Below are 14,836 nucleotides of genomic sequence, written 5' to 3' on the forward strand. Positions count from 1 at the left end.
CCCCATCCCTCCTAAAACGCTTCACACACCGTTTTTGCTTGCATGTGAAGAATTAAGTAGTCAGGACCGCCTGCTTTCGAGTCCGTGCCGGACATGTTGAAGCCGCCAAACGGCTGATAGCCGACAATCGCACCCGTGCAGCCACGGTTAAAGTAAAGGTTGCCGACATGAAACTCTTCCCGCGCTTTTTCAAGATTAAAGCGGTTGTTCGAAATGACCGCGCCTGTTAAGCCATAGTCTGTGTTGTTGGCAATTTCAAGCGCATGGTCGAAGTCTTTTGCTTTCGTAAAGGCAACGACCGGACCGAAAATTTCTTCTTGCATGATGCGCGCACTTGGATCGACATCGGCAAATACCGTCGGCTGAATGAAAAAGCCTTTCGAGTCGTCCCCTTCGCCGCCTGCCATCAGCTTGCCTTCTTGTTTGCCGATTTCGATATAGCTCATAATTTTGTTATATGCAACTTGGTCGATGACCGGTCCCATAAAGGTGCTTTGCTCTTCCGGATTGCCGACTTTTAATTGTTTCGTCAATTCCACGACGCGGTTTAATACTTGGTCATACACGTCTTCAAGCACAATCGCCCGCGAACATGCGGAACATTTCTGTCCGGAAAAACCGAATGCAGAGGCGACAATCGATTGTGCTGCCAGTTCCAAATCAGCTTCTTTGTCAACAATAATCGCATCTTTGCCGCCCATTTCGGCGATGACGCGCTTGAGCCATTTTTGACCCGGCTGAACGATCGCCGCCCGTTCATAAATGCGGCAACCAACCGCGCGCGAACCAGTGAATGAAATAAATCTTGTATGCGGATGTTCGACTAAGTATTCCCCGACTTCTGCTTCTCCTCCCGGCAAATAGTTTAAGACGCCGGACGGAAGCCCCGCCTCTTCCATGACCTCGACAAATTTTGCCGCCACTACCGGCGCGCGATCAGACGGACGTAAAATGACCGTATTTCCTGTCACGATCGCCGCTACTGTCGTTCCAGCCATAATGGCAAGCGGGAAGTTAAATGGGGAAATGATAAGCCCGACCCCTAACGGAATGTAACGGAACGTATTGCGCTCGCCGCTTCGGCTCAATACCGGAACACCGTTTTGCAGAGAAATCATTTGGCGCGCATAATATTCAAGAAAATCGATCGCTTCCGCTGTATCAGCATCCGCTTCTTTCCATGGTTTTCCGACTTCTTTTACTAAATACGCGGAAAATTCGTGTTTTCTTCTGCGCAAAATCGCCGCTGCGCGGAATAAAATGTTCGCACGCGCTTCCGGCTTTTCTTTTTTCCACGTTTCAAACGCGCGAAGCGCAGCAGCCATCGCTTCGTCTGCTAACGCTTTCGTCGCTTTCGAAACAATGCCGACCACTTCCGTTTTATTGGCAGGATTAATCGAAACAATTTTTTCTTTAGTTGTTACGCGCTCCTTTCCAATGATGAGCGGATATTCTTTTCCAAGCTGCGATTGCACATATTGCAACGCCGCCTGAAACACTTGGCGGTTTTGCTCGACGGAAAAATCAGTAAACGGTTCATGTTGATAAGGTACAACCACTTTCATCGATCCTTTCTTTGTCAATTTTATGAATATTATAATCGATACTTTATGAAAATTCTTTATCATCGTTCCATAATGATCATGCTTCATATTTGTGTGTCAAGCACAACATCACCCTTATATTGACAAAAAAGAAGATCGATGTATAACATCATCCGCTGTTCAAAGTCATCGAGGTTGATATTGGCGATCGTTTGAATGCGCTTCAACCGGTAATGTAGCGTGTTCGGATGCACATATAAGCATTCCGCAGTTTCTTTAATTTTGCAGTCGTTTTTTACATATTGTTTCAACGTTTCCAACAGCACTGTTTGATTTTCTTCGTCGTATTTTTGCAGCTTCCTCAGCTGCTCATTTTGATAGCCTTGCCGTTTATATTGTTCATAAATGGACGGCAGCCATCGATAAATGCCCAAGTCTTGATAAAAATGGGCAATCGGTTCACAAAATTGCCGCTTAATTTTGATCACTTCGACCGCTTCAACATAGCTTTGCCGCATTTTTAACAAGCTGCGATATTCGTTTCCGATGCCGACGATGACATCGTGCTGTAAATCGCAATGAAAATCGTGCTCTAATTTATGAAGAAACATTTTTGCTTGATTGATCGCCGCTTGGTGCGCCACAGACGAACTTCCAATCACGACAATCCATTGGTCGCTATTTTCAATAAAAAATGTCGGGCCGCTCAAAGATTTCATGATAAAAGCGATATAATGGCGAATCGTTTCTTTTTTCGCCGCCTGCCGTACGCGAAACAGCGCGACGACAAAAGCATTCGGGAGCTTCACTCCACTTAATTCAGCTTCGATTTTCACATCGTGCTCATTTCGGTCTCCTTGTTGAATAAGGCTCATAATCCATCGATGAATGTCTTCTTGCCGTTTGTATGAACCGCTCATGTTTTGCTCCAATAACTCGGCCGCTTTTTGCGCCGCCTTCAACAAAAACTGCTTCTGTTTTTCAGCAAGTTCGCCGCTCGTTTCTTGAACCCATAAATAGCCGTATATATGATTCCCGTTTTTGAGGCAAACGACGGTGCGCGGACCGAGCCCGATTTCCGGCAATGGCGGGATTTTAACGATGCCGTCAGCAGTTTCAATTTGTTGAATCCAGCCGTTTTCATGCAAATAATGAACGACGTGTGAGGCTGCCCGTTTGCTTAAAATCGTGCTCATGCGTACCGCATCCGGCTCATTATGGTTTCCGCTGTACGCCATCAGCTCCAAATCGCGCGATTCGATCGTGACCGGGCAATGGATCACAGCTGAAACAAAATCGACGAGTTCGTGCAAAGAAGAAAACTTTCTTTCGTTCGATGGCCAATCACGGTTTGACACGTCCATGCGCATTCTCCCTTCGTAAAAACCCCTTTCCTTTTATTATACATGACGCCCAAAAGAAACACCCGTTCTTTGCCAAAACGGGCGTTTGAATGTATCCGCTTTCATTGCGACGGCTGCAAAAACGTCTTTGGCATGACGACGGCAATCACTTCGCCGCGGGCGCAAAGCACGTCTTTCGCATATACTTCCGTCTCGATTTTCCATTTTTTCGGATGAATTTCTTCAACCGTTCCGACCGCCTTTAACGGCACCCCTTGTGGAGTCGGCTTCAGAAACTGGACGTTCAAAGAAGCGGTCACAAAGCGCGGCGGTGTCTCCCCATCTCCGGGCTCATGGCCGTTTTTGCGGTGCAAGGCGAGCGCCGCTGAGCCTGTGCCGTGGCAATCGATCAATGATGCGATCAATCCGCCGTACACAAAGCCGGGAATGGCCGTATGTTCCGGACTTGGTGTGTAAATCGTCACCGTCTGATCCCCTTGCCAGAACGTGCGGAAATGATGACCGTGTTCATTCAGGCGGCCGCACCCATAGCACCATGCGAAGTCATCAGGATATTCGTCTTGAATGGCCTTCAATACATTTTCTCCCATTATCTTCTCTCCCCCTTTGTACATAAAGTATAGCTGACTGCCTATATGAAACGCAATGTACAAAAAAATAATGGAATCGCATCAGTAAGGCTTATACGTAATAAAAAATTTGTTGGGCAACGACCATCACCGCCCGATGAAAACAATAAAAATCCCTCCTTAACACGTGTGATGTTAAGGGGGGAAATGTTACAGTTTAAATCTTTCAACAGCCTCAAACAATCTTGCAATTTGTTAATCATAATGTTGTGACGCGAAACGGTTTCGTCCATCGTATACGTCGTCAGCCGTTTTTCATCTGTTTCCAAGATTTTAAAAAGCCTTTCCACTGCTTATTAGTTTTATTAAAGTAGCCAAGAGGGTGTCCCAAAAGTAACGGGGCACCCTTTCTTATCACCATATATACGCACGAAACACTTTCGTAAAACTATATATTGTATCTTCCTTGAAGAAAGACGACCTTTTGAGACAGCCTCAATGCCCCCGTCATCAATGATTTTGATAAACGAGGGCTATCGAAAATTAATGTGTTTGTTTTTTTCGGCTGGCGATATCAATCCAAACGGCAAGGACAAGAATGCTTCCTTTTACAATATATTGCCAAAATGTTTCCATTCCTAACAATGACATGCCGTTATCAAGCGATGTCATGACCATTGCTCCGATAATGGCACCGACAATCGTACCTGATCCGCCCATCAGCGATGTTCCGCCGATGACGCAGGCAGCAATCGCATTAAGCTCATACATTTGTCCTGCTGAAATCGTCGCCGATGAAAGGCGAGCCGTTAGTACAAGAGCGGCAATGGCAGACAACAGTCCAGTAAAAACAAATAACATCATCGTGTGGCGCTGAATGTGAATCCCAGATAAACGGGCCGCTTCGACGTTGCCGCCAATCGCATACACGTGGCGGCCGAACGTCGTTTTATTCGCAATAAAAGAGAAAATAAGCGCAAGACCAATCACAAAAATAATCGGAAACGGAATTCCTTTATAGCTGTTCATCGTTAAAACGAACAAAACAATCAAAGCGCTAATCGCGATTACTTTTGCCATATCTAACGAGAGCGGCGCAACAGAAAAGCCGTATTGTTGACGCGATTTGCGCTTTTTCAATGTCGATGTCACAAGCGCGGCAATCGCCACTACCGCCAAAATCAAACCGAAACTATTCGTAAAATAGGCGCTACCTAGCGCGATAAAATTTGCATCGGAAATCGGGATCGTCGTCGATTTTGTAATCCCCATCAAAGCGCCGCGGAAAATCATCATTCCGCCGAGCGTTACGATAAACGCTGGGATCGCGCGATACGCAACAAGCCATCCTTGTATCATTCCGATCAATACACCAGCTGCTAACGTACTCGCAATGACGACGCTCGTCGGCATGCCCATCCAGTTGCTTAAAATCGCCGCAATTCCTCCTGTCAACCCGACGATTGAGCCAACGGAAAGGTCAATATGCCCCGCGACGATGACAAGTACCATGCCAATCGCTAAAATCGCTGTGACCGACATTTGCGTAAACAAGTTTGAAAGGTTGCGTGCGCTTAAAAATGTATCATTTAATAATCCGAAAAAAATCCAAATCGCCACTAATGCGCCAATCATCGTATAAGCGCGAATATCAATGTTTCCGAAAATGTTTTTCTTTTCACGTTGACGTTCATTGACGACTGCTTTCATGTCCACAATTATTTCCCTCCTGTCGCCGCCATCATAATGTTTTCTTGTGTAGCCTCATCATGTGTCAATTGTTTCACGATCTGGCCTTCGCGCATGACGAGAATGCGATCGCTCATCCCTAATATTTCTGGAAGTTCTGAAGAAATCATCATAATCGCCACTCCTTCTTCAGCGAGCTTGTTCATTAAATGATAAATCTCGTACTTCGCGCCAACGTCAATGCCGCGCGTCGGCTCATCTAAAATTAAAATTTTCGGCTTGGCCATAAGCCATTTTGCTAACACGACTTTTTGCTGGTTTCCGCCTGATAGCGTGCCGACCGGCGTTTCTAACGAAGCGGTTTTTGTTTTTAGTTCATCGACGTATTTTTGGCTCCATTTTAATTCTTCATTTTGGTTGATGACTTTGAGTTTGCTGATTGCTTCTAAACTAGCGAGAGTCGTATTCGTTTTCACATCCATTCCGAGCACTAATCCAAGACGTTTTCGGTCTTCTGTCACAAGGGCAATTCCAGCACGAATCGCATCTTGCACGGAACGAATGTGCACTTGTGTTCCTTCGATCCATACTTCCCCTTCCGCTTTTCCTTCATAAGCGCCAAATAAGCTCATCGCGAATTCCGTCCGTCCTGCTCCCATCAACCCAGCGATGCCGACAATTTCCCCTTTTCGTACGGTCAAGTTAATGTTTTGGTTGACTTTCATCGGCTTATCTTTATGCCAAACCGAATAGTTTTTCACCTCTAACACGACTTCTTGCGGTGTCCGCTTGACATATGGATAACGCTCCGTTAATTCACGGCCGACCATCAACGATACGACTTGGTCCTCATTCGTTTCCGCGCGCGACAATGTCGCAATTGATTTTCCGTCGCGCAAAACGGTAATCGAATCAGCAAGCCGAAATACTTCCGGCATTTTATGAGAAATGTAAATGCAGGCAACTCCTTGCTTGCGCAGCAGCTCTAAAATGCCCATTAAAATTTCGACTTCACTTTCCGTTAACGCTGCAGTCGGCTCATCTAAAATTAAAATTTGTGCCTGCTTGGCGAGCGCTTTCGCAATTTCAACGAGCTGTTGCTGCCCGATGCCTAATGAATGAATTTTCGTTTGCGGAGAAATGTTTAAGCCGACTTTTTCCAGCCATTTTGCTGCTTCATAATACAACTCATCCCATTGAATCACACCAAATTTTTTCGGTTCGCGGCCGAGAAAAATGTTTTCGCCGACCGTCATTTCTTTCACAAGGGCGAGCTCTTGATGAATGATCGCGATCCCTGCTTTTTCCGCATCGACAATATTGCGAAACATAACCGGTTGTCCATCGATGCGAATTTCTCCTGAATACGTTCCGGCTGGATAAAGTCCGCTCAACACTTTCATTAACGTCGACTTACCCGCACCGTTTTCACCGCACAGAGCGTGAATTTCTCCTTTTTTCACTTTGAAACTGACACGGTCGAGCGCTTTTACACCGGGAAATTCTTTTGTAATTTCGATCATTTCTAACGCATACATTCGTTTCACTCCCGTTGTATAAATCTCCTTGAAAACAAGGGTCTGGCTATATCAGCCAGCCCCTCGTCCCGTTTACTGCTTTGGCCATTGATCTTTCGGTACGTTTTTATAAACTTCTTCTAATTTTTGGTACCCGTCTTTAATGACTGTATCTAAAATGTTGTCTTTTGTAACGGCAATTGGATCAAGCAACACAGAAGGAACATCGATTTTGCCGTTCGATACCGTTTGGTTTGTTTCGATTTTTTCGCCTTTTGCAAGCGCAACTGCCATTTCTGCCGCTTTTGTCGCAATCGCTTTAATCGGTTTGTAAACGGTCATCGTTTGCGTGCCTTCGACAATACGCTGAAGCGCTGCAAGTTCTGCGTCTTGACCAGAAACAGGCACTTTTCCAGCTAACCCTTGTGCCGCAAGCGCTTGAATGACACCGCCTGCTGTTCCGTCGTTCGCTGCCACAACCGCTTGAATGTTGTTGTTGTTAGCTGTTAGGGCGTTTTCCATGTTTTTCAACGCTTCTTCTGGTTTCCAGTCTTTTGAGAATTGATCGTATACGATTTTAATGTCGCCTTTTTGTTCAAGCGGTTTTAATACGTTCATCGCTCCTTGGCGGAACAAATGGGCGTTGTTGTCTGTATCCGCACCGCCGATGTATACGTAATTTCCTTTTGGTGCTTTTTCCACAATCGCTTTTGCTTGCATTTCACCGACGCGCACGTTATCAAACGATACATAGTAGTCAACTTCTGCGTTTTTAATCAAGCGGTCATAAGAAATGACTTTAATGCCTTCTTTATGCGCTTTTTCAACAATCGCAGCCGATGCTTCTGCGTTATGCGGTACGACAACAAGGACGTCCACACCTTCTGAAATAAGCTGCTCTGCTTGGCTTAACTGCGCCGCATCATCGCCGTTTGCCGCAAGCGTTTTCACTTCTGCGCCAAGTTCTTTCACTTTTGCTTCAAATAACTCCTTGTCGCGCTGCCAACGTTCTTCTTTCAATGTGTCCATCGAAAAACCGATCACAATTTTATCGTCTTTTTTCTTCTCTGGTTTGCTGGCAGTGTCATTGCCTGAAGAAACAACGCCACATGCCGTTAATGCCGACGCGAGTACAAACGTCGCAATCCCTTTTGCTACATTTCTCGACCACTTCACTACAATATTCCCCCTTCAATCAAATCTCGTATTGACAAGTTCAGCATAACACGAAAAGAGAAAGCGTTTTCTTTTAACATTCTTCACTTCTTTGTCACACACCTGCACAAATAAAGCGCTTTCATTTCTGGAAATAAAAAATCGATAGCACTTTTTTGTTCTAGAACAAAAAAGTGCTATCAGCACAGTGACGGTTACAACAGACGCGTTTATTCGAAACGGTCGGAAGCGTGCAATTTGGCAAAGCTTTGTTGGAACGTCATGATCGTTCGCTTAATTGTTGCCGATATTCTTTCGGCGTCATATTCGTCCATTTTTTAAAGACGCGGCTGAAATAGTTTGGATCTTTATATCCGACAGCATAGCAAATTTCTTTCACGTTTAGCCGCTCATCGCGAAGCAGTTCTTTCGCTTTTTCAATGCGCAATTGGGTGACATAGTCGATAAAGGTTTGCCCGGTTTGCTTTTTAAATAGTTTGCTAAAGTAATGCGGCGTCAAATGGACTGACTCCGCTACTTCTTCTAACGAAAGATCACGGTAGTAGTTTTCTTGCAAAAACGCTTCGACTTGCTCGATCATCGATTGTCGCTTTTCGATGGCAAGCGGACTAATTTGTTCAGCATCTGCGGTTAACGGAACGTCACGAATGTGCTGCACACGGCTAAATGATGGCAAATAGTAAAGCGCCAACGCCGCTTCTTTGTATGATTGTTTTAAACCATCAATGCCGCATTGAATCGTGCCGATGCCGATTTTGATTCGCGTCTGCAACGTTTTTTCAAATTGTTTCACTAGTTTTTGCGCAAGCGGAATTGTTTTTTCATCCGCTTCATCATCGGTTTGGAAAAAGAGGGCAAAATGATGGTCCATGAGCGGGCTGCATAAACAATCGCCAATTCCTTTCGCATAATCTCTCATTTGCTCGAGCGACTCTCTCTGCTTAGGCAGCGCTTCCAATTGAACGGCAAGGGCAAAGCCTTTGTCGATGTCCATTGGAATGATTTGCTTCACATCAAGATCATCGATTCGTTCCATCAAAAACAATGTAAATGTCGCTTCGCTCAGCGTATAAAGCTGCGCCAGCTTTTCACGCGTTTCAAGTTCCGTTTCGCGCAGCTTTTTTTCCGCTGCGATTTCAGCTGTCAATTTTTCAAGCACCGCAACAATTTGTTCTTTTTTTACAGGTTTCAATAAATATTCGTCCACCCCTAACGAAATCGCTTCTTTCGCATACGTGAAATAATCGTAAGCCGTTAAGATGACGATTTTCATCGCCGCATACGTTTTGCGAATTTCCGCGATCGCTTCAAGCCCGTGAATACCTGGCATTTTAATATCCATAAACACGATGTCCGGCTGATGTGCTTCGACTTGCTGGATGGCGCTGCGTCCGTGTTCGGCATGAAAAATCACAAATTGATTCGGAAGCATTCGCTCGATCATAAGCTGCAATCCTTCCCTCTCTAGCGGTTCATCGTCCGCAATGAGTAACTTATACATCCGCTTGTCCCCCTTCCCGTCTTGGCAACGTTAAAATAATCGTCGTTCCTTCATTTGGTGCGCTATAAATTTTCACTAGCTTTTCAACCCCATAAAACAGCTGGAGTCTGCGCAAAACATTGGCCATTCCAAGCCCCGTCGAATGGCCTTTTTTTGAAAATGGATAGGACGATGATTGTAAAATCGCTTGGCGAACATCTTCTTCCATGCCGACACCGTTATCGGCGATCGTAATGCGGACGTGATTTTTTTTCGGGCGAATCGATAGTTGAATAATCGCCCCTTCTTCCATTCCTTCAATGCCGTGAACAAACGCGTTTTCTAAAAGCGGCTGAAGCGTTAAACAAGGGATCACTTGATTAAGACACGTTTCATCAATATCGAGCTGAAACGTAATGCGGTCGCGAAAGCGTGCTTTTTGAATCGAAAAATATTCTTTGGTGTGCTCCACTTCATCACGCAGCGTGACCGGTTCATCAAGTTTGCGTAGATTGTAACGCAACAAATTCGAAGTCGAGACCGTCAGCTCGCTCGTTCGCTCCGCCCCTTCGATGTAAGCAAGCTTCGAAATGACGTTTAACGTATTAAATAAAAAGTGCGGGTTAATTTGGCTTTGTAACGCCTTTAACTCTAATTCTCGCATAAGTTTTTCTTTCTCTAATATTTCCATATTTTTTAAAATTAAAATGCGCAAATTTTCCATCATTTGCTGAAATGTTTTGCCGAGAAGGCTGATTTCATCATTCCCATCCATTTGCGGAATATGCGCATCAAGGTCGCCGGCCGATATTTTTTTCGCCGCATGGACAAGCCGGTGAATCGGAATGACGATCGTGCGCGACAGCCAAATTGCAAAGACGATGCTTAATACTGTTGTTAGCACGAATAGAGTCGCACCCAATTGGTTCATTCGTCCGATGTTGATAATCATTTGTTTATACACTGGCTGATACGCACTAAGCTCTAAATCGACGAGCGTTTGGCTATCTTCACGAATAAAGCTAGAGATTTTTTCGATTTCATTATACTGGTCCGCATAATCGGCAAACTGTTTATTGATCAGCTTTTGCACGATCGACCGTTCTAAATCGAGAAATTCGTCTATCATATTTTTATAATTTTCTAATGTCAAAGCATCATTTCCTTCTAAACGGCGGGAAATAAGCGTTCTTTGCAGCTGCTCAAGCTGCTTTTGGTGTTCAAGAAGCAAGCGATAGCTTTTTTCGTCTTGATGAATTAAATAGCTGCTTAAAAAGCGCAAGTTTTCTTGCGTTTCAATGGAAAGCTGCTTGTACAAAAAAATGCGCTGCATCATGACGTCATAGCTTTCTTGCACTTTTTTACCGCTTTGAAAAATAAAAAACGCAATTAAATTCAAAAGCAATACGAGCAGAGGGATGAAGATAAATAATTTCGTACGGATTTTCATTTGACTCCCTCCAGCTCGACATTCGTTTTGTCCACAATCTCGGTCGCTGTAAAATGTTCCTTCTCAATTTGTTTCCCAGATAAATGCTCAACCATTAATTTGACAGCGGAAAAACCCATATCGTACGGCTTTTGAATAACAGTAGCGACAATTTTTCCTTGTTCGATCGCCTGCAATGTTTCTTTGACATCGTCGAAACCGAAAATTTGTACATCGCTCCGGTCCAAGTTTTTCGTCGCCATTAAAATGCCGATCGCATCTAAGGCGCTTGTGCCGACCATGACAGAAATGTCAGGATATGTGCGCAACATTTTTTCTGCCTGAATAGATGCTTGGATACGAGAAATATTCGAAGCAGCAACAGCAACGACGGTTAATGACGGATGCTGAGAAATAATCGATTGAAATCCTTGCAGGCGTAGCTGCTGGTTTTCCGACGTGTCGCTGCCAATAATGACGCCGATTTTCTTTTTGCCTGCGACGCGGGAAGCGACCGCTTTTCCGAGCAGTTGCCCCGCCTCAAAATTGTTCGTGCCGACATACGCAAGGCGGCGGCTCATCGGCGCATCAGTATCAATCGTAATGACAGGAATATTGCGGCCGATTGCTTTATTAATGAGCGGCGTGAACCGCGCATCGTTTAAACTTTGGACGATAATGCCATCAACGCGGGAAGCGATCGCTTTTTCGAGCAATTTCATTTGTTCATCCATACTTGTCCTGAGCGGTCCGATGTATTCGACATTCACGCGATAATGTTTCGCTGCTTCTTTTGCTCCCTGCTCCACTTTGCGCCAATACGGGTTGTCAAACTCTTGAGAAATTAAGACAAAATGCGGCAACGGTTTGGCCAGCTGCGTGGTTTGCTGCAACTGTTCGACGGTTTGTTCGATTTTTTTCGTTGTAATAACGAAATGAAAGAGAACATAAAGAAACAGAAAGAATAAAAGAATTAAACTGATTGTCCACCGTTTGTTCGTCATATTTTTCACCCAATTTTACTATAATTCGTTTTGGAAACGGTTACAACAAAAAAATAAAACTGACCGAAATAGCTATTGTTACACGATAAACTTGCGGACCGTTCATCGAAAACGGTGCTTAACGGTTGTGCTGAGGCCGTTAACTCTTCCGTTGAAACTTTAACATTTTTCTTTTTTATGGAGTACTCGTTATTTTTCGACTGTCGGGCGACCGAACAACACCGCTCCCAGACAAATTTATTTGTCTGGGAGGCGGCTCGTTGTTCGGTTCTCTGTCACGCTAAAGCGTGACGCAGGCAAGCCAAAGGCTTGCCTCCGACAGTCGAAAAAATGGAGAGCTTGCTTCTCCGGCAACCATAAGTTAAACCTTCCAGTTGTATTTATATACAAAAATATATCCTAATTCCCAACAAATTTTGCATAATACATGGTAATATAGTAGTAGCATCATGTTGGCAATGAACATATTTTCATAGATTGGGGTTGCTCGTTCATGCATATGCATCCATCGGAATCGCTATATCTTCCTTTTTATTTTTTCATGCCTGCGATGCAGTTTATTTTAGATGAACATGGCTATATATTAGATGTCAACGAATTTGCCGCGCGCTATTTAGGGTACCGACGAGAGGAATTGATCGGTCAATCTGCACTTATTGTTGTTCATCCGAATGATCGAAAACGAGTAATGAAACAGCTAAAGAACCTTTTTCACTGCCAATCGGATGACATTCACTCGATGGAGTTTAAAAAAGTGAAAAAAAGCGGTGAAACGGTGTATGTGCAAGAAAATATGTATCGTACGACAACTGAAGAAGGACAAACGATTTTTCTTGTTTCATGCCACAACATTTCCTCGGAAAAAAAGACTAAGCAGCTATTAGCAGGGCAAAAAAAAGTGTTAGAACTCATCGCTAAAGAAATGTCGCTTTCCGATATATTAAATGAAATCGCTCGCACAGCAGAAGGCATCCGGCCAAATATTTTTTGTTCGATTTTGCTGCTAAACGACGAAACGAATCGGCTTTACTACGTCGCTGCACCGAGTTTGCCGAAAGAATATATTGAAACGATTAACGGATGTGAAATCGGGCCGAACGTTGGCTCTTGTGGGACAGCAGCGTTCCGTCAAGAACTTGTCGTCGTTTCTGATATTGAAACAAGCCCGCTATGGCTACATTATAAGGAAGCAGCACTAGCACATGGATTACGCGCATGCTGGTCCGTTCCGATTTTTTCATCAACCAAAAAAGTATTAGGAACGTTCGTCGTTTATCATCGTGAGCCGTGCGAACCACAAGAAAAAGATATTGAAATCATTTATACATTCTCCTCTCTAGCAGGTCTTGCTGTTGAGCAGGCGCGCATGAAAGAAGAGTTGCAAGAAAGCCGTCAGCACTATCAATCACTGTTTGAATATAACCAAGATGCTGTTTTTTCGCTTCATTTAGACGGAACATTTTTTGCCGTTAACCGAGCAGCTGCGCAAATCACAGGCTATCCACGTCACGAACTGTTAAAGATGACGTTACATGATTTAGTCGTGCAAGATGATTTACCGAAAACGCTTGAAGCGCTGGCAAATACAGCAGAAGGATATTCCCGCCATGTTGATTTTCGCATTCGTCATAAAAAGGGAAATATTTTATATTTCAATACCACACCTGTTCCTATTTTTGTGAACAAAAACATTATTGGCATATCGATCATCGCCAAAGATGTAACTGAGCGAGTCGAACGGGACAAGCGGATTCAACAGCTCGCTTATTACGACCCATTGACAGGTTTGCCGAATCGACGTTTATTTTATAAAACAGTATCGAAAGCGATTTCAGAAGCAAAACAAAATGGAAAGTTCGTTGCCATTTTATATATGGATATTGATCGGTTTAAATATGTGAATGATTCGCTCGGCCATAGCATCGGCGACCGCGTGTTGCAAAAGATTTCGTCGCTTATTCAGGAGCGAATCGCTCATAAAGGAACAGTCGCCCGAATGAGCGGTGATGAGTTTACCGTCATTTTGCCAAATCTTGATTACCACTATCAAGCGATGGATGTGGCTAAAGATATTTTGCGCACATTTCAGGAACCGATTCGAATTGATAATTTTGAGTTATTTCTTACTTCAAGTATTGGCATTGCTTTTTATCCACACCATAGCAATGACGTCGATACGTTAGTGCAATATGCGGATATGGCGATGTATGAGGTCAAACGAAAAGGAAAAAACGATTATTACGTGTACCAAGACGATATTTTAAAACAAAAATTGCCGAATCTCATGTTGTTAGGAGATTTGCATAAGTCGATTCAAAAAAACGAGCTATCAATTGTTTATCAACCGATCATTGAGGTGAAAACAAAAGAAATTCGTGCGATGGAAACGCTAATTCGTTGGCATCATCCCATTCACGGTACCGTCCCGCCAAGTCAATTTATTTCACTGGCTGAAGAAACAGGGTTTATCGTATCCATTGGGGAGTGGGTCATTCGCCAAGCCTGCGAACAACACCAAAAATGGAGAAAAATAGGACTTCCGCCAATCCGAATCGCGGTTAACATTTCTGTGAAAGAACTGCAAGACCCATATTTCTCTAAAAGAATCGAAAACATTTTAACGGAAAAACGCATGGCTCCTCAATATTTAGAGTTGGAAATTACGGAAAGTATGATGATATATAATGAAGCGACAATTTTAAATAATTTGTTGCGGGTGAAAGAAATCGGTGTGCGGCTTTCGATTGATGATTTCGGAACCGGTTATTCATCGCTCGCCTACTTAAAGCGGCTCGATGTCGATACTGTCAAAATTGATCGATCATTTATTGCTGACTGTCCACATTCTTATTATGGAAGCGTGATTACGAATACGATTATTTCATTGGCGCATCATCTTGGAATGAACGTTATTGCGGAAGGTGTTGAGCATCGCGAACAGCTTCGCTATTTAGAAGAGAAAGGGTGTCAAGAAGCTCAAGGTTACTTATTTAGCGTACCGCTTCACGCGGCAGAAGCAACGCGCTTGTTGTCAACCGGAATCCGCCATCTTAAATAATAAAGA

General features: G+C 43.9%; 10 protein-coding genes. 1 reads left to right on the forward strand and 9 read right to left on the reverse strand.

Translation table 11 applies throughout. The features are described from left to right. Nucleotides 1-11 precede the first annotated feature (11 nt). The 9 genes from pruA to HNQ34_RS03010 form a co-directional block, all read right to left on the reverse strand. Nucleotides 12-1,559 carry an L-glutamate gamma-semialdehyde dehydrogenase gene (gene pruA, locus HNQ34_RS02970; protein ID WP_183252194.1) on the reverse strand — a complete coding sequence of 516 codons (1,548 nt, stop codon included), beginning with the start codon at nucleotides 1,557-1,559 and terminating at the stop codon, nucleotides 12-14. A gap of 89 nt (nucleotides 1,560-1,648) precedes the next feature. Next, nucleotides 1,649-2,908 carry a PucR family transcriptional regulator gene (locus HNQ34_RS02975; protein ID WP_246363770.1) on the reverse strand — a complete coding sequence of 420 codons (1,260 nt, stop codon included), beginning with the start codon at nucleotides 2,906-2,908 and terminating at the stop codon, nucleotides 1,649-1,651. 101 nt (nucleotides 2,909-3,009) lie between these two features. Then, a complete protein-coding gene (locus HNQ34_RS02980) occupies nucleotides 3,010-3,498 on the reverse strand; it encodes a PaaI family thioesterase (protein WP_183251386.1) in 489 nt (162 codons plus the stop codon). Between the two features lie 522 nt (nucleotides 3,499-4,020). After that, complete coding sequence (locus tag HNQ34_RS02985; protein ID WP_183251388.1) at nucleotides 4,021-5,193, reverse strand: sugar ABC transporter permease; 1,173 nt, start codon at nucleotides 5,191-5,193, stop codon at nucleotides 4,021-4,023. A 2-nt stretch (nucleotides 5,194-5,195) separates the two neighbouring features. Further along, entirely contained in the window at nucleotides 5,196-6,704 is a 1,509-nt protein-coding gene (locus HNQ34_RS02990; RefSeq protein WP_183252198.1) for a xylose ABC transporter ATP-binding protein, read from the reverse strand. A gap of 72 nt (nucleotides 6,705-6,776) precedes the next feature. Continuing rightward, on the reverse strand, nucleotides 6,777-7,859 hold the full coding sequence (gene xylF / locus HNQ34_RS02995; protein WP_183251389.1) for a D-xylose ABC transporter substrate-binding protein: 1,083 nt from the start codon (nucleotides 7,857-7,859) through the stop codon (nucleotides 6,777-6,779). Between the two features lie 259 nt (nucleotides 7,860-8,118). Further along, on the reverse strand, nucleotides 8,119-9,360 hold the full coding sequence (locus tag HNQ34_RS03000; RefSeq protein WP_183251391.1) for a response regulator: 1,242 nt from the start codon (nucleotides 9,358-9,360) through the stop codon (nucleotides 8,119-8,121). Further along, the gene (locus HNQ34_RS03005; RefSeq protein ID WP_183251393.1) at nucleotides 9,353-10,789 is read right to left on the reverse strand and encodes a sensor histidine kinase; all 1,437 of its coding nucleotides are present in this window, start codon (nucleotides 10,787-10,789) and stop codon (nucleotides 9,353-9,355) included. Before HNQ34_RS03005 ends, HNQ34_RS03000 begins: the two co-directional genes overlap by 8 nt. Next, nucleotides 10,786-11,772, reverse strand: coding sequence for a sugar-binding protein (locus HNQ34_RS03010; RefSeq protein WP_183251395.1), 987 nt, complete (start codon nucleotides 11,770-11,772; stop codon nucleotides 10,786-10,788). Before HNQ34_RS03010 ends, HNQ34_RS03005 begins: the two co-directional genes overlap by 4 nt. Nucleotides 11,773-12,265: 493 nt before the next feature. Between HNQ34_RS03010 and HNQ34_RS03015 the strand changes: the two genes are divergently transcribed. Further along, nucleotides 12,266-14,830, forward strand: a complete 2,565-nt coding sequence (locus HNQ34_RS03015; protein ID WP_183251397.1) for a sensor domain-containing protein — start codon at nucleotides 12,266-12,268, stop codon at nucleotides 14,828-14,830. The last annotated feature ends 6 nt before the right edge of the window (nucleotides 14,831-14,836 follow it).

The organism is Anoxybacteroides tepidamans (genome assembly GCF_014201465.1).
GTDB classification, from domain to species: domain Bacteria; phylum Bacillota; class Bacilli; order Bacillales; family Anoxybacillaceae; genus Anoxybacteroides; species Anoxybacteroides tepidamans.

Bases quoted from the DNA above. Each gene is read 5' to 3' on its own strand.
- HNQ34_RS02975 (WP_246363770.1), bottom strand. From the start codon at position 2,908: ATGGACGTGTCAAACCGTGATTGGCCATCGAACGAAAGAAAGTTTTCT.
- HNQ34_RS02980 (WP_183251386.1), bottom strand. From the start codon at position 3,498: ATGGGAGAAAATGTATTGAAGGCCATTCAAGACGAATATCCTGATGAC.
- HNQ34_RS02990 (WP_183252198.1), bottom strand. From the start codon at position 6,704: ATGTATGCGTTAGAAATGATCGAAATTACAAAAGAATTTCCCGGTGTA.
- HNQ34_RS03000 (WP_183251391.1), bottom strand. From the start codon at position 9,360: ATGTATAAGTTACTCATTGCGGACGATGAACCGCTAGAGAGGGAAGGA.
- HNQ34_RS03005 (WP_183251393.1), bottom strand. From the start codon at position 10,789: ATGAAAATCCGTACGAAATTATTTATCTTCATCCCTCTGCTCGTATTG.
- HNQ34_RS03010 (WP_183251395.1), bottom strand. From the start codon at position 11,772: ATGACGAACAAACGGTGGACAATCAGTTTAATTCTTTTATTCTTTCTG.
- HNQ34_RS03015 (WP_183251397.1), top strand. From the start codon at position 12,266: ATGCATATGCATCCATCGGAATCGCTATATCTTCCTTTTTATTTTTTC.